Origin of the sequence: Hymenobacter sp. UV11 (assembly GCF_004684095.1) — a bacterium.
Taxonomy (GTDB): domain Bacteria; phylum Bacteroidota; class Bacteroidia; order Cytophagales; family Hymenobacteraceae; genus Hymenobacter.
This window is the reverse complement of record NZ_SRII01000005.1, coordinates 348,427-368,081: the sequence shown is the minus strand read 5'-3', so window position 1 is coordinate 368,081 and position 19,655 is coordinate 348,427. Positions and strand designations below refer to the sequence as shown.

The following is a 19,655-nucleotide window of genomic DNA, read 5'->3' as shown; positions in this document are numbered from 1 at the left end:
TCATCATTCATAATTGAAAACTAAACGTTGTCCTTGCGGACGATGGCGGCGCTCATCTCGGCGTCGCACACCACTTTGCCATTCACAAAAGCCTGGCCTTTCATCTTGGCGATGCCACGCTTGATGGGGGCCGTGAGCTGGCAGTGAAAGATAACGGTATCGCCGGGCAGTACCTTTTTGCGGAAGCGCGCATTCTCAATACCCAAAAAGTATTGCCAATAGTTCTCCGGGTCGGGCACGGTGTTCATCACCAGGATGCCGCCGGTCTGGGCCATGGCCTCAATCTGCAACACGCCCGGCATCACGGGGTTGCCGGGGAAGTGGCCCTGGAAAAAGGGCTCGTTCATGGTAATGTTCTTCACGGCCGTCACCATCTGCGCATCGAGGTGAATCACCTTATCGAGCAGCAGGAAGGGGTAGCGATGGGGCAGCACCTGCATAATGCGGTTGATATCCATCACCGGCTCGCGGCTGGGGTCGTAGAACGGCACGGCGCTGGTGCGGTCTTCCAGCATCCGCTTCTTTATTTTTTTGGCAAACGCTACGTTGGCGGCGTGGCCGGGGCGGGCAGCCAGAATTTGGCCCTTGAGCGGGCGGCCCACCAGGGCCAGGTCGCCCACCAGGTCGAGCAGCTTGTGGCGGGCGGGCTCGTTTTTGTGGCGCAGGTCCACGTTGTTGAGAATGCCTTCTTTCTTTACCGACACCTTGGGCTTGCCCAGCATGGCGGCCAAATCATCGAGCTCATCCTCGCTCACTACGCGGTCAACCACCACAATGGCGTTACTCAGGTCACCGCCCTTAATGAGGTTTGACTTGTAGAGATGCTCCAGCTCGTGCAAAAAGCAGAACGTGCGCGACGAAGCAATTTCGTCGCTAAACTGCTTGATATCAGTGAGCGACGCGTGCTGCGAGCCCAGAACCGGCGAGTTGTAGTCCACCATCACCGTGAGGCGGTAGTCGGAGAGGGGTAGGGCCGCAATTTCCACGCCCCGCGCATTGTCCATGTACCGAATGGTATCCGGAATCTCGTAGTAGTTGCGCAGCGCGTTCTGCTCCTCAAAGCCCACCGTGTTCAGGGCCTTGATAAACTCGTACGACGAGCCATCCATGATGGGCGGCTCGGGGCCGCTGAGCTGAATGAGCACGTTGTCGAGCTGCAAGCCCACCAGCGCGGCCAGCGTATGCTCCACGGTGTTGATGCGGGCGCCATTTTGCTCGATGGTAGTACCCCGCGAGAGGTCCACCACGTTGTCGACGTCAGCATCGACCAAGGGCTGGCCCGGCAGGTCGACGCGCTGAAACTTGTAGCCGTGTCCCACGGGCGCCGGGCAAAACGTCATCGTCGCTTCCGCCCCCGTGTGCAGCCCAATGCCCCGCACCGTGACGGGGGCCTTAATCGTGTGTTGTTTGTCGTTCATTTCTACTAGTTGTCAGTTGCTAGTTGTCTGTTGTCAGGAAGGTAGGCGTCTGCTAAGTAGTTAACTGAAAGACAGGCTATTTAACCCGCTTCCGGCGCCATCAATAACGGGCAACTAACAACTGACAACCAACAACTGACAACTAAGCCGGCTGCAAAGCTAAGGCTTATCCGGCGCTGGCTGGTTTTTTTCGAGGGTAGCGAGGCGCCGCTCTAGCTCGGGCAGGCGGCGGTAAATGACGGCCGACCGCTGGTTTTCACGCAGGGAGAAGGCGGGGTAGCCCTGCAAAACCTGCCCTTCCTCGCGCACCGATTTTTGCAGGCCAGTTTTGGCTGCCAGGGTGGTGTGGCTAGCCACCGAGATGTGGCCCACGATGCCGACCTGCCCGGCCAGCACGCAAAAATCGCCGATTTTGACCGAGCCCGACAGGCCCGACTGGGCGGCGATAACCGTGTGGCGGCCAATCTCATTATTATGGGCCACCTGCACCAGGTTGTCGATTTTGGTGCCCTGCCGAATGAGGGTGCTACCCATCGTGGCGCAGTCGATGGTGGTGTTGGCCCCGATGCTCACATCGTCTTCCAGCACCACGTTGCCAATCTGCGGAATGGCCTTGTACGAGCCGTCGGGCTGGGGCGCGAAGCCGAAGCCATCGGTGCCCACCACCGCGCCGGCCTTGATAACGCAGCGCCGGCCAATAACGGTGTCGGCATAAATCTTGGCCCCGGCGTGAATAATGGAGTTGTCGCCGATGCGCACCCGGTCGCCGATGTAGGCGTGCGGAAAAATCAACACGTTCTCGCCCAGCACGCAGTTGTCGCCGATGTACGAAAACGCGCCCCGGTAGTGCCCGGCGCCGATGGTGGCGCTTTCGGCGAGGTAACTGGGCTGCTCTACCCCCCGCTTGCCCATGCGCGTGGCCTGGGCATAAAATTCGAGCAGCTTGGTGAAGGCCGAGTAGGGGTCGGCCACCCGCACGAGGGTAGCGGCAACGGCTTGGCGCAGCGGCAAGTCGGGGCTGACGATGACGGCCGTGGCGCCGGTCGAATACAGGAAAGGCTCGTACTTGGCATTTGCCAGGAAGGCCAGCGCGCCGGGTCCGGCTTCCTCAATCTTAGCCAGGCTCGACACGGTGGCCTCGGCATCACCTTCCACGGTGCCGCCCACCACCTGGGCAATCTGCGCAACGGTAAACTTCATAGGGGGCAAAAGTACGGGCGCGCGCGTTACCGTATGTCGGCCACGTCGGTGCCGAAGTAGGCGCGCAGCCGCTCGTGCAGCAGCGCCACCAGCGCCGGGTCCTGAAATTGGTAGTCGTCGGGGATGCGCAGGTTGATAATTGGCTTGCCGTGCAGCGCTGACCCAAACTTGGCCCGCAGGCGGTCGGCGTGCTTTTTTTCCATCACGAAGATGACGTCGGCCCAGCCCAGGTGGCCGGCCGCCACGCGCACCCGGGCGCCTGGCTCGGTGCCCGCCGAGCGTGCCAGCAGGTGCGGGTGGTCGTCGAATAAGCGCTCGGCCGTGAGGCTGCGCCAGCGATTCTGGCTGCACACGAACAGGAGCTGGCGCAGGGGGGGTAGGGATGGGGTAGGCACCGACGAGTTTGCAGAATGGGAGTTTACAGAGCAAGAAAACGGTAAATATCTATTAACCAACGCGTTTTGCAAAAGTTAATTTTACTAACCAACTAAGCGGGACCACAATCCGCAGCGTTGGTTTTTGCAAACTCTTTTTCTACCAAGTACTTACCCCACCAAGTCACGTTTACCCTATGTCCTTTTCCTACTCCTCCTCGTCCTTGATGCCCAGCCGCTGGCCCGGCATCTTACTGCTCTTAGCGCTGCTGCTACCCGGCCGCAGCTGGGCCCAAACGATTCACCTCGAAGCCGAAAGTGCCACCCTCAAGGGTCCCACCGTACGGACGACGGTGGCGGGCTACACCGGTACCGGCTACGTAGCCGACTTTTCGGGTAGCACTGACAGCCTGATTTTTACCTTTCCAGCCCAGGCAGCTCCCTACAGCCTGGTGGTGCGCTACACCTCCGGCGCCACGGCGAGTGCCACCGCCCGCGTGGTGGTGAACCGCGTAGCCAATTCGCAAACCCTGGCCACTACCGGCACGGGCTTTGGCTCGCTGCCCGCAGGCACGTTCAACTTCACGGCTACCAACAACAAAGTGGCGATTGCCGCTGGTCAGGGGGCCTTTGGCATCGACTACATCGAGCTGCAGCCCGTGGCCCAGCTCGTGCCCCTTGTTAATGGCCGCGCCGAAGCCGAGGCCGGTGTGCTCAGCGGCGTGACCGTGGCCACTACGCCTACGGGCTTTTCTGGCGCCGGCTACCTCACGGACTTTGATAATACCGACGCGAAACACGTTGACATCGTGTTCAATAACCCCACTGCGGGGCTTTATAAAATGAGCATTGGCTACACGTCGCCCTACGACCTGAAGGTGGCCAACCTGACGGTGAACAACTCCAAGTCCACGGCTTCGCTGGCAAAAACTGCAGCCGGCGCCGACTTCATGGTCGCCGACGGGGGTACCTTCCTGCTGCCCGCCGGCGTCAACATCGTGTCGATTGGTGGCAACTATGGCTACTACGGCATCGACTACATCCAGCTCACGGCAACGTCGGTGGCGCTGCCAGCCAAGCCGGTTAAGCAGCTTTCTGACCCGCTCGCCACGGCCAAGGCCAAGGCCCTGCACGCGTACCTCGTTGATTTGTACGGTACTAAAACTCTTTCGGGGCAGCAGGACGACCAGTACGGCAACAGCGGCTCGGAGGTGAAGTATGTGCTGGCTACCACTGGCAAGGAGCCGGCCATCGTGAGCATGGACCTGCTCAACTACGCCTCGGTGGCCGTGGCGCGCTACGGCCCCTCTACCGACGCCGAGCGCTACCTCACCTGGAGCCCGAGTGGCAACGGCCGCGGCATCACGGCCCTGATTTGGCACTGGCGTGCTCCCGCCGACAACGTGACGACGGCCAACCCGACCGGTGACCCGGCTGGGGCCTTTTACACCACTAACACGAACTTCAACTTCGCCACCGCCCTAGCCGACACTACCAGTGCTAACTACCACTTGCTGCTGAAAGATATCGACTTGATTTCCGTTCAGCTCAAGAAGTTTCAGGCGGCCAATATTCCGGTGCTGTGGCGGCCCCTGCACGAAACTCCCGGCACATTTTTCTGGTGGGGCAACCAGGGCGCGGCCAACTTTAAGAAGCTGTGGCAGCTCATGTACACCCGCATGACGGGCCGCAACCAGCTGCACAACCTGATTTGGGTATATTCGGCTAATGCCATGCCTGATGCCAGCTGGTACCCCGGCGATGCCTACGTAGACGTGGCCGGCGACGACATTTACCAGTCTAGCCCGACCCCCGAACCGAACGTGAACATCTCAGGCAACTGGACCGCGATGCGGGCCATGGCCCCCAACAAGCTGATAGCCCTCACCGAAAGCGAAAGCCTGGCCAATCCCGACCAGATTAGGGGCTACGCTACCTGGTGGTCGTGGTTCTGCGCCTGGCAGGGCAGCTACATCCGCAGCCAGCCGGTGGGCTTTCTCACCAGTCTCTACAACGACCGCGATATTATTACCAAGGATAAGCTGGCCGACTGGGCGGCCACGGCGCTGGCTGCCCGCAGCGGGGCTGCCGCTACGGCCGCCGGCCTCACGGTGTATCCCAACCCCGGGCAGGGTGGCAATCTCACTGTGCGCCTGAGCCTGCCCGTTGCCCAAGAAGCTAACGTGGAGCTGGTTAACTCACTAGGTCAGCGTATGCTAACGCTACGCACCCACCTGCAAGCCGGCGACAATCAGCTTCAGGTGCCCCTGGCGGGCGTGGCGGCCGGCATCTACCAGCTGGTGGTGCGCCCGGCCGGCCAGGCAGCGCTTAGCCAGCGTGTAGTGGTAACTAATTAATTTTCAGTTTAGTAGAGCAAAAAAAGCCCGTTAGGAATCTGATTCCTAACGGGCTTTTTTTGCTCTACGACTAGTAGCGGAAGTTATAGCAGCTGATAATCAAGATACTTAAAGGAGCAACGCCTAAAAAAAGGAGCGCTTTCCCAGGCTGGGAAAGCGCTCCTTTTTTTAGGCGTTGCCAAAACTGGCCCTACCCCCCTACGGCGCGGTGTAGAGCTGCGGGTGGTCGTTCTCAAACCCCGTCAGCGAGTCTTGGTAAAAGCTCAGGAAACCGGATACGCTGCTGTGGCCGGGGTAGGGAGCGTAGAAGTGGCCGGTGTGGGCATTGCGCCACACCATGAGGTAGGCAATCTGGCGGGCCTGCGGGTCGGCCTTAAGTTGGCCCAGCAGGTTGTCGTTGAACCAGTCGGGAGCAGTGAGCTTTTCCAGGCCTGCCTCAGTGAGGGCTGGTATCTTGTGGCGCTTTTGAGCCTCAGTCACGATAGCGGCCAGCGTCGTCACGCCTTTGTTGGGCGTGCTGATGGTGTTGAAATCGCCGTAGTCGTCGAAGCCCAGCACGTCCACGTAAGCATCGCCGGGGTAGCGCTCAAAGTAGGCGGCCATAGTGGGTACGCGGTCGGGTGAGTAGGCAAAAAGCAGGTTGTGCACCTGCTTAGTATCGCGCAAGTACTTGACCGTGAATTGCCAGAGCTGCGTAAACTCGGCCGTGGTGCAGTGCCGCCGGCCCCACCAGAACCACGAACCGGTGTGCTCGTGAAACGGCCGGAAGATAATGGGCACCGCCGTGCCATCGGGCGCTTGCAGGCCCCGGAAATAGTCGGCCGCGATGTCCAGGGCTTTGAGATACGCTGCGTGGTGGCTGCCGCCCGGCAGGATGGCCGATACCACGGCCGTAGTATCGTAGAAGTTTTTGCCGGTCACGAAGTTGTCCATGTGCCAGCAAAACGTGTTGAGGCCACCGCGCTGGTAGGCATCGAGCACGAGCTGGCGGTGGCGGCGCAGCGTGGTGTCAGTGGCCACCGAGCGGCCCCGGAGCGTGGCATTCACCACCTCGGCCACGTCCCAGCCATACACTTCCGGGTTTGAGCCGCACACACTTTTGATGTCGCTGCGGTCGGGCTCGTCGCGCCAGCCAATGCCGTATTGCGTGGCATCCTGCTGACCAAAGAGGATGGACTGCCCTTGCAGGCGCCGCAGGTTGTAGAATAGGGCTTTGGTCTGGTAGGTGGCGTGCTTATCAACCACCGGCGTGGGGTAGGGAAAGCGGCGGCTGGTGGCCGGCTGGCCCACGCGGCCGGTGCCGCAACCGGCCAGCAGCAACGGCGCGGCCAGCAGCAGCGCGGCAAAATTTGGGGGGAGAAGCTTGCTCATTTAGAGGGGGGGTAGGGGCTCGGCGCGCACGCCCTGCGTGGTCAGTTTTACGGGTAAAATGCGGCCGGCCTGGTCAAAATGCAGCGCGTCGATGCACACTTCGCGGTGGTTGCCCTCGGCGTCGCCGAGTGGGCGGCGGTGGTACACGATGTACCAGCGGTCGGTGCCCGGCACGTGCAGCACCGAGTGGTGGCCCGCGCCGGTGGCAATCTTCACATCCTGCTGCAACACCTTGCCCACCCGCCGAAAAGGTCCAAAGGGTGAGCTGCCCACGGCATAGGCCACCGAGTAGTCGGGGCCGGTCCAGTCGCCCTCACTCCACATGAAGTAGTACTTGCCCTGGCGGCGGAACATCACCGGTCCTTCCACGTAGCCCTGGGGCGTAATGGACTTAAAGACAGTGCCATCGGCAAAGGGTACGAAGCCCGTGAAGTCGTCCTTGAGCCGCGCAATGTTGCAGTGCTGCCAGCCGCCGTACACGAGGTAGTACTTGCCATCGGCGTCCTTAAACACGAACTGGTCGATGGGCTGGGCATGGTTCTCAAACTTGCCGACCAGGGGGTGGCCCAGGTAATCCTTGAATGGGCCGGCCGGGTTGTCGGCCACCGCCACCCCAATACCGCCGCGCTGCTGGTCGTTCTGGATATCATTGGCCCCGAAAAATAGGTAGTACCTACCCCCCTTGGCTACGATGGCCGGGGCCCACACGGCCCGGTGCGCCCACTTCACGCTGGCCGTGTCGAGCACGTGCGGGTGCTTAGTCCAGTGCACGAGGTCGGGCGAGGAAAAGGCGTCCAGGTACACCTGTTGGGCGTAGGAGATGCGCGCGTTCGGGTCGGCCTGGTCGGTGGGGTAGGTGTAGCCCACTACGGCCGAAAGCGTGGGGTAAATCCAGTATTGCGAGCCAAAAATGGCGGCTTCCGGGTCGGCGTACCAGCCGGGAAAAACAGGGTTGCCGGAAGTTTTGAGGGGGGTAGGGGCCGCTTTTTGGGCGAAGCCAGCGTGGCTCAGCAGCAGTACGCTGCCCAGCCAGAATACATTTCGCAGCGCCATAATCAGCTGGCCAAAACGGCGCCCGGCCGGCGGCTGCCGCGCAGCCCATACCACACAATGTAGGCGTAGCAGAGCACGGGCAGCAGCAGCGCCAGGCGCAGCCCGCCGTGGTCGGCCACCGTGCCAAACAGCAGCGGCACCAGCGCGCCGCCCACCACGGCGGTGCACAGCAGCCCCGAACCTTCCTCGGTGTGGCGCCCCAGCCCGGCCAGCGCCAGCGGAAAAATCACGGGCCACATAATCGAGTTCATCAGGCCCACGGCCAGCAGGCTCCACATGGCGAGGGGGCCCGTGGTATTGATGGAGATGAGCATCAGCGCCACGGCGCAAACCGCATTGAAGGCTAGTATTTTGGCTGGCGCCACTTTATTGAGCAGGTACGCGCCGCCAAAGCGGCCTATCATGGCGGCGCCCCAGTACAGCGCTACCCGGTCGCCGGCCGACTTGGGGTCGAGGCCCATCACATCGGGCAAAGCCAGGTAGCTAACCAGGTGCGAGCCAATGGACACCTCGGCCCCCACGTAGGCAAAAATGCCCACCACCCCAAATACCAGGTTGCGGTAGTGCCAGGCGCGGGTCGAGTCGGCATCTACGGCGAGGCTGGCGGCTTCGGTGGCGGGCACAATCTGGGGCAGGTTCACGCGGCTCAGCAGCAGGCTGATGAGCAGCAGCACGGTGCCGATAACGAGGTAGGGCGTTTGCACGGCCGTCACGTCGATGCTGGCGGCGCTGGCCGCCGTGTTGAGCTTAGGCAGGTGGCTCAGAATGAGGGCGCTGCCCAGCAGTGGCGCCAGAAACGTACCCAGCGAATTAAACGCCTGCGTGAGCGTGAGACGCGCCGAAGCCGACCGCGCCGGCCCCAGAATGGCCACGTACGGATTGGCCGCCACCTGCAAAATGGTGATGCCCGAGGCCAGCACGAACAGCGCACCCAAAAACAGCCCGTACACCCGCTGCGCCGCCGCTGGGTAGAATAAAAACGCTCCTATGGCCGCCACCACGAAGCCTAGCAGCATGCCGCGCTTGTAGCCCACCCGCGCCACCAGCTTGCCCGCTGGAATGCTCATCAGAAAATAAGCCCCAAAAAAGCACAGGTTGATGAAGTTAGCCTGCGCGAAGGAAAGCTGAAAAATGGCCTTCAGGTAGGGAATCAGAATGTCGTTGAGGCAGGTGATGAAGCCCCAGAGGAAGAATAGCGTGGTCACGGCGGCCAGGGCCGAGCCGTAGCGGGGGGTAGGGGTAAGGTCCGTTGTAGCGGTTGGCTGGGCAACCGGGGTAGAAACTGGGATAGCCATGTGGGGTGGGAAAAGTAGAATCCAGGCTCTAAGGTATTCGCTACGCCTATACTGGTAGTGCTTAAAACCCAGTCGAGTGCCGGGGAGTACTCATTTTTGCTGAAAAAATACCAGAACTTACCCGCGCTTTCGCCCGACCTTCGCCCCTGCCGCCTTTCCCCATTCCCACCTTTTCCCTATGTCCGTTTCTAAACTTGCCGCTACCGCTTCGCTCTTGGGCTTATTAGCGCCGGCCGCCCACGCCACCGTACGCCTGCCCGCGCTGGTGGGCAGCCACATGGTGCTCCAGCGCGACCGCCCGGTGCCCGTGTGGGGCTGGGCCGCGCCGGGCGAGGCCGTCAGCCTCACCTTTCGGGGCAAAACCTACCGCGCCAGCACCCCCGACGCCAGCGGGCGCTGGCAGGCCACCCTGCCGCCTACCCCCGCCGGCGGCCCCTACGCGCTCACGGTGAAGGGTCAGAATACCATTGAGTTGACCGACGTGCTGGTGGGCGATGTGTGGCTGGCCTCGGGGCAGTCCAACATGCAGTTTAAGGTGAAGGATGCCAACCCCGGCGGCTACCAGCCCACCCAGAATGCCGACCAGGAAATTGCCGCCGCCAACTTCCCCAATATCCGGTTTTTCACCGCCGACCAGGCCGTAGCCTACCGCCCGCAGGCCGAGCTGGTGGGCACCGGCTGGCAGGTATGCAGCCCGGCCACGGTGGCCGGGTTTTCGGCCGTAGCCTACTTTTTCAGCCGCGATTTATATGAGAAATACCACGTGCCGATGGGCGTGGTGGTGAGCAGCTGGGGCGGTACGCCCGCCGAGGCCTGGGTGAGCGCCGAGGGCCTGAAAACTTTGCCCGAGTTTGCGCCCCGCATCGCTACCTTCGCCGCCAAAACCACCAGCCTCCAAGACGACCAGCGTGCCTACGAAACTAAGCAGCGCGAAATTCTGCGCAACGTGCGCGCCCACGACAAAGGCTACCTGCCAAACGGCCAGACCTGGGCCGCGCCCGAAGTAGACGCCCGCGCCTGGCCCACCATGACTCTACCCGGCCTCTGGGAAAATACGCCGGCCCTGGCCAACTACGATGGCATTGTGTGGTTTCGGAAGGAAATTGACCTGCCCGCCGCCATGGCCGGCCAGCCCCTCACCCTATCGCTGGGCAAGATTGACGACGTCGACAGCACCTACATCAATGGCCAAAAGGTGGGTAGTACCAACGGCTACAGCAAGCTGCGCACCTACCAGGTGCCCGCCGGCGTGCTGCGGCCAGGCCGCAACGTGCTGGCCGTGCGCGTAATAGATATGGGTGGCGGCGGCGGTATTGCGGGCGAGCCCGGCGAGCTGGCCCTGCGCGGTGCCGGCCAAACGCTGCCTCTGGCTGGCCCCTGGCAGTACCAGGTGGGCCTACCTCCCGAGGACCAGCCCGTGGCGCCCGCGCCGGGCGGCGGCCAAATGGCCCCCACAACCCTCTATAACGCCATGATTGCCCCGCTCCAGCCCTTTGCCTTCAAAGGCGTTATCTGGTACCAGGGCGAAACCAACGCTGACCGCGCCGAGCAGTACCGCACGCTGTTTTCGGCGCTCATTACCGACTGGCGTCGGCACTTCGGGGCCGACCTGCCCTTCCTGTTTGTACAATTGGCCAACTTCCAGCCCGCCCGGCCGCAGCCGGCCGAGTCGGCCTGGGCCGAGCTGCGCGAGGCGCAGGCGCTGGCCCTGAAGCTGCCCCGCACCGGCATGGCCACGGCCATCGACATCGGCGACCCGGCCGACATTCACCCCCACAACAAGCAGGCGGTGGGCCGCCGCCTGGCCCTGGCGGCTCGCCACGTGGCCTACGGCGATAACCAAGTGGTTTACAGTGGCCCTACCTACGCCAGTATGGCTGCCAGCGGCGGCGCCATTCGCCTGAAGTTTACGCAGCTGGGCACCGGCCTCGACGTGAAGAATGGCCCCGCGCTGCACGGCTTCGCGGTGGCTGGGGCCGACCGGCAGTTTCACTGGGCCACGGCGCGGCTCGTGGGCAATGAGGTGGTGGTGCAGAGCGCGGAGGTGAAAAATCCCGTGGCCGTGCGCTATGACTGGGCCGACTCGCCCGACGGCAACCTCTATAATAAGGCGGGCTTACCCGCCGTGCCCTTCCGCACCGATACCTGGCCGGGAGTTACAGCTGGTCGCAAGTAATTGTAGCATAAGCTTTAGCTCGTGCTTTGTCCGCATCTGTCTTGTAGTAAAGAACTTACATGAAAAAAATACTGCTGGCTGCCCTGCTGGCCATCGTTGGCCTACCCCTTGCGGGCCACGCCGCCGCGCCCAAGCCCAGGTTCTTCGCCGCCGACAACCCGAAGATTCAGTACACCGGCCGGGTCGATTTCAGTGATGCCAAAAAGCCGCGCTTCTGGGCGCCGGGCGTGTACCTGACGGTGCGCTTCCGGGGGCCGTCGTGCACGGTGCAGCTGGCCGATGAGGTGCTCTACGGCAAGTCTCACAACTACGTGCAGGTGGTGGTCGATGGCCAGGAATCGCGCCGCAAGCTCACCGGCCCCACCAACACGCTGGTAGTGGCCGAGGGCCTCGCCAATACGGACCACACGCTCATCATTTGCAAAGACACGGAGGCTGGCATCGGCTATCTCGAATTTACGGGCCTGACCTGCGCCAAGCTCCTACCCCCGCCCCCGCGGCCGGCGCGCAAAATCGAGTTTATCGGCAACTCCATTACCTGCGGCTACGGGGCCGATATGGCCGAAATGCCGTGCGGCAAGGGCGAGTGGTACGACCAGCACAACGCGTACCAGGCCTACGGCCCGCGCACGGCCCGCGCCCTCGGCGCCGAGTGGCATCTCACCGCCGAGTCGGGCATTGGCCTGATTCACAGCTGCTGCGACAAGAAAAACCTGATGCCTCAGGAGTTTGCCACCACCGACCTGCGGGTGGGGGGTAGGCCCTGGGAGGTGCAGCGCTACCAGCCCGACCTGGTCACCATCTGCCTGGGTCAGAACGACGGCGTGCAGGACTCGGTGCAGTTTTGCAGCGCCTACCTGAGCTTCCTCAAAACGCTGCGCGCCGACTACCCAAAGGCTCGCCTCGTGTGCCTCACCAGTCCCATGGCCGACGCCCGCCTCACGGCCGTGCTGCGGCGCTACCTCACCGGCGTAGTGGCCGCGGCCCAGGCCGGCGGCGAGCAGAATATCGACAAATTCTTCTTTGCGCGCAGCTACAACGCGGGTTGCGGCGCTCACCCCAGCCTGGCCGAGCAGACGCAGATTGGCGACGAGCTGACCGCGTACCTGCGGCAGTCGCTGGGCTGGTAAATTATACTAGAACGTCATCCTGAGCTTGTCGAAGCATTTCTACCGCATCGTTGGATTACTACCCCAAACGATGCGGCCAAGATGCTTCGACAAGCTCAGCATGACCGTTCTGCATAAATGCCAGGCGGTTAAATAAATATCCGATTTCCCGAAAAATTGCCCCGGAACTCCTTGGGCGTGCAGCCCTTACGCTTTTTAAAGGTGCGGTTGAAGTTAGAAATGTTGTTAAACCCGCACTTGTAGGCCACTTCGGCTACGTTGTGGGTCGTGTCAATCAGCATGCGGGTGGCGTGGCCCAGCCTTATTTCGTTGAGGCTGTCGATGAACGTGCTGCCGATGCGCTTCTTGATGAAACGGCTGAACGACGCCTCGGGCATGTTGGCCACCTTGGCCACCTCCGTGAGGCTGATGGGCCGGCTGTAGTTGGCGTTCATGTACTCAAAGACCTTCTCGATGCGCCGGCTATTGTAGTTAAACTGCTCATTGTCAGAGGACGAATCGGATAAGGTGCGCATGTTGCGCGACGTGGACAGGTCGTGCAGAATGGAGAGTAATTCCAGTACCGAGTCGAAGCCGTTTTTCTGCTCCAGCTGCAGCAGCCGGGGTAGGAGGCGCTCAATGGTTTCGCGCGAAAACAGGATGCCCCGCTGCGCCTTATCAAACATCGTTTTGATAAAGCTGAGCTGGTTGCGCCGCAGCAGCCGGTCCTCAAACAAGTCTTTGTGAAACTGGATGGTAAGCTCCGTAATCTGCTCGCTTTCACACTTGTGCGTAAACCAGGCGTGGTAGAGATTAGGCCCAACAAGCACCAGCTCTACTTCATCGATAACCTCGATGTGGTCGCCCACGATGCGCTTGGCGCCGGGCGCGTTGAGGATGAGATTCAACTCGTATTCCTCGTGATAGTGCAGCGGAAAATCGAATTTTTTCTTGACCCGCGAGAAGAGCGTGAAGCAGTCGCTTTGGGTAAGCGGCGTGATTTCGCGCATGATGTCCTGTTTCATGGGTGGGAAAGGATTGGGTGGTTGTGCCAATAAAAGTACAGCTTTTAGCTAAAATGCTATTATACCCTGCGTCACGATTTTGGAACGGAAAAACGGTCTTTTTGAGCTAAAAGTCAAGGAATTACTACTTAAAATGAGTGTAGTAAGTTCCCGTTACGGCATTCTGCTACCAGCAAACGTCAGGATAGTATTAGAAATCCTGTGTCCAAATTGGGACCTTTGTATCGTTCGGCCTCCCACCCAAACTCACGTTTTGCAAATGCAGCCTCACATCCTAGCCATAGCTGGGGTGGTGCCCAAGGGTGCGGTGAGCGTTGCCCAAAGCGCCGCGCAATAACTGGGTTTGTGGAACGTACCCGCCTATGAAACGAGCTACTTTACGCCGACTACTATTGGGCTCGCTGGGGCTGCTGGGCCTGACCGCCGCGGCCCCGCCCGCTGGCTTTGTGCGAACCAAGGGCACGCAGTTTGTGCTCGATGGCAAGCCCTACCGCTACATTGGGGCCAACTACTGGTACGGTGGCCTGCTGCTTACCCAGGGCGCGGCCGGCCAGGCCCGCCTGAAGCAGGAGCTGGACTTTTTGCAGCAGCACGGCGTTAATAACCTGCGGGTGATGGTGGGCGCCGAGGGCCTGAGCGACGGCTACCAGTACCGCGTGCTGCAACCGCTGCAGACCGCGCCGGGCCAGTTTGATGAAAGCATTATGGCCGGACTCGACTACTTTCTGGCCGAGTTGGGCAAGCGCAAAATGAAGGCCGTGCTGCACTTTACCAATACCTGGGAGTGGAGCGGCGGCCTGGGCCAGTACCTGGAGTGGAACGGCTACACGGGCCAGCCCCTGCCCAAAAACCCCGATTACAGCTGGGATAAATACCGCGCCTACATCGCGCAGTTTTACAGCTGCGAGCCCTGCAAAGCGCAGGAGGCCGCCTACGTGCGCTACGTGCTGGGCCGCACCAACAGCCTGACTAAGAAGAAGTACGTGAACGACCCGGCCATCATGGCCTGGGAAATTATCAATGAGCCGCGGCCCATGCAGCCGGCCGCTACCCCCGCCTTCGAGGCCTGGATGCACCAGTCGGCCGCCCTGGTCAAGTCCCTGGATAAAAACCACCTGCTGACCACCGGCAGCGAGGGCGACATTGCCTCGGATGGCGATATGGCCGTGTATGAGCGCCTGCACGCCGACCGCAACATCGACTACCTCACCATTCACATCTGGCCCAAAAACTGGGGCTGGTTCCGCGACACGGCCACCGCCAGAAGCCTGCCCACGGTGCTGGCCAACTCCACGGCCTTCGTGGACCGGCACGTGGCCGTGGCCGAAAAGCTGGGCAAGCCGCTGGTAGTGGAGGAGTTTGGCCTGCCGCGTGACGGGCAGGTGTTCACGCCCGCCGCCGGCACCGCGCTGCGCGACCAGTACTACGCCGCTTTATTCGGCATGATGCAGCAGCACCCGGTTATCGCGGGCTACAATTTCTGGGCCTTCGGGGGCCAGGCGCGGCCGGTACCGGGCCAGGTGTTCTGGAAAGCCGGCGACGCCTACATGGGCGACCCCGGCGGCGAGGAGCAGGGCCTGAACTCAGTGTTCGACTCCGACGCCTCGACCTGGGCCGTAATTGGTAAATACTTGAAAACGATACGCTAATGAATTTCTGCCAGAAACTAACAGCCCTGGCCACCTTGGCCCTGGCAATGGGGGTAGGGCGGGCCCACGCCCAGGCCGCCCCGCCCACCGACCCCGCCGCCACCCCCGAAACCAAGCTGCTGCTAGCTAACCTACATAGCCTCGTGAGCCGGGGCACGATGTTCGGCCACCAGGATGCGCTGGCCTACGGCATCACCCAGGGCAAGATGTGGAAGGGCGATGCCCACCGCGCCGATGTGAAAAGCGTGAGTGGTTCCTACCCCGGCGTGTTTGGCTGGGAGCTGGGCCACATCGAGCTCGACAGCGCCCGTAACCTCGACGCGGTGCCGTTTGGCCGCATGAAGGAGTACATCGGGGAGGGCTACGCGGGCGGCGGCGTTATCACCATCAGCTGGCACCTCGACAACCCGCACAACGGCAAAACGGCCTGGGATACCGCCCGCACCGTGCCGTTCATCCTGCCCGGCGGCGCCGACCACGCCAAGTACGTGACGTATCTGGACCGCATGGCCGCCTTTCTAGGCAGCCTCAAGGGCAGTAAGGGCGAGGCGATTCCGGTGATTTTCCGGCCCTTTCACGAGCATACCGGGTCGTGGTTCTGGTGGGGGCAAAAGGAGTGCACGCCGGCCGAATTCAAGGCGCTCTGGCAGTTTACCGTCACTTATCTGCGCCAGCAGAAGAACTTGCACAACCTGCTTATCGCCTACTCAGCCGCCGATTTCAACACCGAGGCCGACTACTTGGAGCGCTACCCCGGCGACGAGTTTGTGGACGTGCTGGGCTTCGACGACTACTGCCGCGACGTGCCCCGTTTTCAGCAAAGCATGGAGCAAAAAATGCCGCTGCTGCTGAGCATCAGCCAGGCGCACCACAAGCTGCCCGCCCTCACCGAATTTGGCTACGACGGGCTGCCCGACCCCACCTGGTGGACCAAAACCATGCTGCCGCTCCTGCTGAAATACCCTGTTTCCTACGCCCTCACCTGGCGCAATGGCGACCCGGTGCACTACTTTGCCCCCTTCCCCGGCCAGGCCAGCGCCGCCGATTTCAAGCTATTCACGAAGAATAAGAAAATTCTGATGGAGAAGCAGATAGCGCCGCTGCATTTGTACACGAAAACGCTTTAGTTACCCTACCTCGTCCTCCGCGTCAACCTCACCCCCTAGCCCCCTCTCCAAAAGAGAGGGGGGACTAGCTTCTAGTTTTAGTCTAGTCCTAGAAAGCTATACTAGAGCTAGTTCCCCCTCTCTTTTGGAGAGGGGGCTAGGGGGTGAGGTGCCCACCTGCCCGACCCTACCCCCCACATGAAGCTGCACCTCATCGACTTTCTCATCATCGCTACCTACCTGCTGGCGACGGTGGGCATTGGCCTCTACTACCGCAAAAAATCGAGCCAGGACAAGGACAGCTACATGCTGGGCGGCCGCACGCTGCCCTGGTACAAGCTGGGCCTGAGCGATGCCTCCGACATGTTCGACATCAGCGGCACGATGTGGATGGTGAGCCTGTGCTTCGTGTACGGCATGAAAAGCATCTGGATTCCCTGGCTCTGGCCGGTGTTCAACCAGGTATTTCTGATGATGTACCTCTCGCGCTGGCTGCGCCGCTCGGGCGCCAGCACCGGCGCCGAATGGCTGGCTACCCGCTTTGGGCAGAAGGGGCCGGGGGTAGGGGCCTCGCACCAGGTCGTGATTGCGTTTGCGCTGCTCAGCTGCCTGGGTTTCCTGGCCTACGGCTTCGTGGGGCTGGGCAAGTTTATCGAGATTTTTATTCCTTGGGAACTGGTAAAAGGCTACGTGCCCTTCGCCGTTTCGGCGCAGTACGTGCCGCACGTCTACGGCATCGTGTTTACGCTCTTTGCCATGTTTTACTCCATCGTGGGCGGCATGCATAGCATCGTGCTCGGTGATATTATCAAGTACTGCATCATGACGGTGGCCTGCGTGGCCATCGCCATCATTGCCTACGTCAACCTGCAGGGCCACGAATTGGCGGTGCCCAACGGCTGGTTTAACCCCTTTTTCGGCTGGCGGCTGGGGCTCGACTGGAGCAAGCTCATTCCCGAAGTCAACAGTAAAATCTCCAGCGACGGCTACTCGCTGTTTGGCATTTTCTTCATGATGATGGCCTTCAAAGGCATTTTTGCCTCGCTGGCCGGCCCCGCGCCGAACTACGACATGCAGAAAATCCTGAGCACGCGCTCGCCCGAAGACGCCAGCAAGATGAGTGGCTTCGTGTCGATTATTCTGCTGCCCATTCGCTACGCGCTCATCATCGGCCTCACCATCCTGGGCCTGCTCTACTACCACCAGATGAACCTGAAGGCGCCCGATGGCAGTATCGACTTCGAGCGCATTTTGCCCCTCACCATCAATAACTTCCTGCCGGCCGGCCTCGTGGGCCTGGTGCTCACGGGCTTGCTGGGCGCGTTCATGGGCACCTTCAGCGGTACCGTGAACGCGGCCCAGGCCTACGTGGTGAATGACATCTACCTCAAATACGTGAACCCCAACGCCAGCACCAGCCGCATCATCTCGATGAACTATGTGGTGGGGGTAGTGGTGGTGGCCGTGGGCGTGCTGCTAGGCTTCCTGGCCAAGGACGTGAACACGGTGCTTCAGTTCATTGTGTCAGCGCTCTACGGCGGCTACATCGCCTCCAACGTGCTCAAGTGGCATTGGTGGCGCTTCAACGCCACGGGTTTTTTCGTGGGCATGACGACGGGCATTGTAGCGGCAGCTTTTTTCGGCTTCTTTATCGAGGCGGCCAATCTGCTCTACTGGTTTCCGCTGCTGTTCGGCATTTCCCTGGCGGGCTCCATCATCGGCACCTACCTGGCGCCGCCTACCGAGGCAGCGGTGCTGCACAGTTTTTATAAAACGGTGCGGCCCTGGGGCTTCTGGGGCCCGGTGCTGGCCGAGGTGCAGGCCCAGGACCCCACGTTTCAGCCCAACCGCAACTTCGGGCGCAACATGTTCAACATCGTCCTGGGCATCATTGCGCAGCTCTGTCTCACCATCTTGCCCATGTACCTGCTGCTGAGCCAGCACGCGCCGCTGGCCGTGGTGGTGGTCATTTTGGTGATAGTGGGCTTCATCCTGAAACGCACTTGGTGGAACCGCCTGAGCGACGACTGATTTTTTAAGCTGTTAGCTGATGGCTAGTAGCTGTTAGCTTTTTGAACGGCGCCGTTTTTTCTTCTATTTCTCCTAAAAAGCTAACAGCTACTAGCCATCAGCTAACAGCTTAAAAACTAGCCAACAGCTTAAGCACATGTCTTCAGTCTTCACCCACCGCCTGCACCTGCTGCAAACCAAGCACGACCAGCTCCTGCACCTTCCCAACCATAAAGAGGAAGTCGGCAACGGCATTTTTGACCGCTACGTGCACCCGGTGCTCACGGCCGCCCATGCCCCGCTCACCTGGAAATACGACCTCAACCCCGCCACCAACCCCTTCCTAATGGAGCGCATCGGCATCAACGCCACGCTCAACGCGGGAGCCATTAAGTGGCAGGGTAAGTACGCGCTGGTGGTGCGCGTGGAGGGCAACGACCGCAAGTCGTTTTTCGCCGTGGCCGAGAGCGCCAATGGTATCGACGGCTTCCGGTTTCACGAGCGGCCCATTACGATGCCCGAAACCGAGGACCCCGATACCAACGTGTACGACATGCGCCTGGTGGCCCACGAGGATGGCTGGATTTACGGCCTGTTCTGCACCGAGCGCCGCGACCCCAGCGCTAGTGAAGCCGACCAGTCGGCCGCGCTGGCCAAGTGCGGCATCGCCCGCACCAAGGACCTCGTAGCCTGGGAGCGTCTCGCCGACCTCACCACCGGCTCGGCGCAGCAGCGCAACGTGGTGCTGCACCCCGAGTTCGTGGATGGCCAGTACGCCTTCTACACCCGCCCGCAGGACGGTTTTATTGACGCTGGTAAGGGGGGCGGCATCGGTTTTGGCCTGTCGAGAACCATCGAAAACGCCACGGTAATGCAGGAAGTTATCGTCGATAAAAAGCAGTACCATACTATTTCGGAGCTGAAAAACGGCCTCGGCCCGGCACCCATCAAAACCGAAAAAGGCTGGCTGCACCTGGCCCACGGCGTGCGCAATACCGCCGCCGGCCTGCGCTACGTGCTGTATATGTTTATGACTGACCTGCACGACCTCACTAAAATCATCCACAAGCCGGCCGGCTATTTCCTGGCGCCGGAAGGAGAGGAGCGGGTAGGCGACGTGTCGAACGTGGCTTTCGGCAACGGCTGGATTGCTGACGACGACGGCCGCGTATTCATCTACTATGCCTCGTCCGACACGCGCATGCACGTGGCCACCAGCACCATCGAGCAGCTGCTTGATTACGTAGTAAATACGCCGGAGGACGGCCTGCGCTCGGCAGCTTCGGTGCAGAATATCAATGCGCTTATTGACCGCAACCTGGCCATCCCTACCCCCTCGGTGAGCGAGCGCGTAGCCAGCGCAGTAAGCCAAAACGGATTGGGAGAGAAGTAAAAACCCGATTGTCAGTGCGAGCAACGCGAAGCAATCTTTCCTTCCCGCTAGGGGTACTAACCTAATGAAGCGAACGACCAGGAAAGATTGCCGCGCTGCGCTCGCAATGACAGTCGATT

At 61.1% G+C, this 19,655-nt stretch carries 14 protein-coding genes; 7 read left to right on the top strand and 7 right to left on the bottom strand.

What is annotated here, in order from left to right:
- Window positions 1-20: 20 nt before the first annotated feature.
- From E4631_RS11275 to E4631_RS11265, 3 genes are all read right to left on the bottom strand, one after another.
- Window positions 21-1,418, bottom strand: a complete 1,398-nt coding sequence (locus E4631_RS11275; RefSeq protein ID WP_133655311.1) for a bifunctional UDP-3-O-[3-hydroxymyristoyl] N-acetylglucosamine deacetylase/3-hydroxyacyl-ACP dehydratase — start codon at window positions 1,416-1,418, stop codon at window positions 21-23.
- Between the two features lie 159 nt (window positions 1,419-1,577).
- Window positions 1,578-2,618 carry a UDP-3-O-(3-hydroxymyristoyl)glucosamine N-acyltransferase gene (gene lpxD / locus E4631_RS11270; protein ID WP_133655312.1) on the bottom strand — a complete coding sequence of 347 codons (1,041 nt, stop codon included), beginning with the start codon at window positions 2,616-2,618 and terminating at the stop codon, window positions 1,578-1,580.
- A gap of 26 nt (window positions 2,619-2,644) precedes the next feature.
- Window positions 2,645-3,013, bottom strand: coding sequence for a low molecular weight protein tyrosine phosphatase family protein (locus E4631_RS11265; RefSeq protein ID WP_133655313.1), 369 nt, complete (start codon window positions 3,011-3,013; stop codon window positions 2,645-2,647).
- 176 nt (window positions 3,014-3,189) lie between these two features.
- On the opposite strand from E4631_RS11265, the gene E4631_RS11260 reads away from it, so the two are divergent.
- A complete protein-coding gene (locus tag E4631_RS11260) occupies window positions 3,190-5,349 on the top strand; it encodes a glycosyl hydrolase (protein WP_133655314.1) in 2,160 nt (719 codons plus the stop codon).
- A 198-nt stretch (window positions 5,350-5,547) separates the two neighbouring features.
- Here E4631_RS11260 and E4631_RS11255 read toward each other — a convergent pair whose 3' ends face one another.
- From E4631_RS11255 to E4631_RS11245, 3 genes are read right to left on the bottom strand one after another with little or no spacing between them, the layout of a single operon-like run.
- Entirely contained in the window at window positions 5,548-6,720 is a 1,173-nt protein-coding gene (locus E4631_RS11255; RefSeq protein ID WP_133655315.1) for a glycoside hydrolase family 26 protein, read from the bottom strand.
- Window positions 6,721-7,773 carry a glycoside hydrolase family 43 protein gene (locus E4631_RS11250; RefSeq protein ID WP_133655316.1) on the bottom strand — a complete coding sequence of 351 codons (1,053 nt, stop codon included), beginning with the start codon at window positions 7,771-7,773 and terminating at the stop codon, window positions 6,721-6,723.
- 2 nt (window positions 7,774-7,775) lie between these two features.
- Window positions 7,776-9,068 (bottom strand): sugar MFS transporter, encoded by a 1,293-nt coding sequence (locus E4631_RS11245; RefSeq protein ID WP_133655317.1) that lies wholly within the window; start codon window positions 9,066-9,068, stop codon window positions 7,776-7,778.
- A 178-nt stretch (window positions 9,069-9,246) separates the two neighbouring features.
- Between E4631_RS11245 and E4631_RS11240 the strand changes: the two genes are divergently transcribed.
- Window positions 9,247-11,244, top strand: a complete 1,998-nt coding sequence (locus E4631_RS11240; protein ID WP_133655318.1) for a sialate O-acetylesterase — start codon at window positions 9,247-9,249, stop codon at window positions 11,242-11,244.
- Window positions 11,245-11,303: 59 nt separating this feature from the next.
- A complete protein-coding gene (locus E4631_RS11235; protein WP_133655319.1) occupies window positions 11,304-12,374 on the top strand; it encodes an SGNH/GDSL hydrolase family protein in 1,071 nt (356 codons plus the stop codon).
- A gap of 128 nt (window positions 12,375-12,502) precedes the next feature.
- On the opposite strand, the gene E4631_RS11230 is transcribed toward E4631_RS11235, so the two are convergent.
- Window positions 12,503-13,378, bottom strand: a complete 876-nt coding sequence (locus E4631_RS11230) for an AraC family transcriptional regulator (RefSeq protein ID WP_133655320.1) — start codon at window positions 13,376-13,378, stop codon at window positions 12,503-12,505.
- A 362-nt stretch (window positions 13,379-13,740) separates the two neighbouring features.
- Between E4631_RS11230 and E4631_RS11225 the strand changes: the two genes are divergently transcribed.
- The 4 genes from E4631_RS11225 to E4631_RS11210 all read left to right on the top strand — a co-directional run bounded on the left by E4631_RS11225 (window position 13,741) and on the right by E4631_RS11210 (window position 19,536).
- The gene (locus E4631_RS11225; RefSeq protein WP_133655321.1) at window positions 13,741-15,027 is read left to right on the top strand and encodes a cellulase family glycosylhydrolase; all 1,287 of its coding nucleotides are present in this window, start codon (window positions 13,741-13,743) and stop codon (window positions 15,025-15,027) included.
- Window positions 15,027-16,154, top strand: coding sequence for a glycoside hydrolase family 26 protein (locus E4631_RS11220; RefSeq protein ID WP_240734829.1), 1,128 nt, complete (start codon window positions 15,027-15,029; stop codon window positions 16,152-16,154). The genes E4631_RS11225 and E4631_RS11220 overlap by 1 nt, the downstream gene beginning before the upstream one ends.
- Before the next feature lie 177 nt (window positions 16,155-16,331).
- Window positions 16,332-18,164: a sodium:solute symporter family protein gene (locus tag E4631_RS11215; RefSeq protein ID WP_133655322.1), complete on the top strand. Its 1,833-nt coding sequence runs from the start codon at window positions 16,332-16,334 to the stop codon at window positions 18,162-18,164.
- Between the two features lie 136 nt (window positions 18,165-18,300).
- Window positions 18,301-19,536 carry a glycosidase gene (locus tag E4631_RS11210; RefSeq protein ID WP_133655323.1) on the top strand — a complete coding sequence of 412 codons (1,236 nt, stop codon included), beginning with the start codon at window positions 18,301-18,303 and terminating at the stop codon, window positions 19,534-19,536.
- Window positions 19,537-19,655 lie beyond the last annotated feature (119 nt).

Bases quoted from the DNA above. Each gene is read 5' to 3' on its own strand.
- E4631_RS11210 (WP_133655323.1), top strand. From the start codon at position 18,301: ATGTCTTCAGTCTTCACCCACCGCCTGCACCTGCTGCAAACCAAGCAC.
- E4631_RS11215 (WP_133655322.1), top strand. From the start codon at position 16,332: ATGAAGCTGCACCTCATCGACTTTCTCATCATCGCTACCTACCTGCTG.
- E4631_RS11230 (WP_133655320.1), bottom strand. From the start codon at position 13,378: ATGAAACAGGACATCATGCGCGAAATCACGCCGCTTACCCAAAGCGAC.
- E4631_RS11225 (WP_133655321.1), top strand. From the start codon at position 13,741: ATGAAACGAGCTACTTTACGCCGACTACTATTGGGCTCGCTGGGGCTG.
- E4631_RS11260 (WP_133655314.1), top strand. From the start codon at position 3,190: ATGTCCTTTTCCTACTCCTCCTCGTCCTTGATGCCCAGCCGCTGGCCC.
- lpxD (WP_133655312.1), bottom strand. From the start codon at position 2,618: ATGAAGTTTACCGTTGCGCAGATTGCCCAGGTGGTGGGCGGCACCGTG.
- E4631_RS11240 (WP_133655318.1), top strand. From the start codon at position 9,247: ATGTCCGTTTCTAAACTTGCCGCTACCGCTTCGCTCTTGGGCTTATTA.
- E4631_RS11255 (WP_133655315.1), bottom strand. From the start codon at position 6,720: ATGAGCAAGCTTCTCCCCCCAAATTTTGCCGCGCTGCTGCTGGCCGCG.
- E4631_RS11235 (WP_133655319.1), top strand. From the start codon at position 11,304: ATGAAAAAAATACTGCTGGCTGCCCTGCTGGCCATCGTTGGCCTACCC.
- E4631_RS11220 (WP_240734829.1), top strand. From the start codon at position 15,027: ATGAATTTCTGCCAGAAACTAACAGCCCTGGCCACCTTGGCCCTGGCA.
- E4631_RS11275 (WP_133655311.1), bottom strand. From the start codon at position 1,418: ATGAACGACAAACAACACACGATTAAGGCCCCCGTCACGGTGCGGGGC.
- E4631_RS11245 (WP_133655317.1), bottom strand. From the start codon at position 9,068: ATGGCTATCCCAGTTTCTACCCCGGTTGCCCAGCCAACCGCTACAACG.
- E4631_RS11250 (WP_133655316.1), bottom strand. From the start codon at position 7,773: ATGGCGCTGCGAAATGTATTCTGGCTGGGCAGCGTACTGCTGCTGAGC.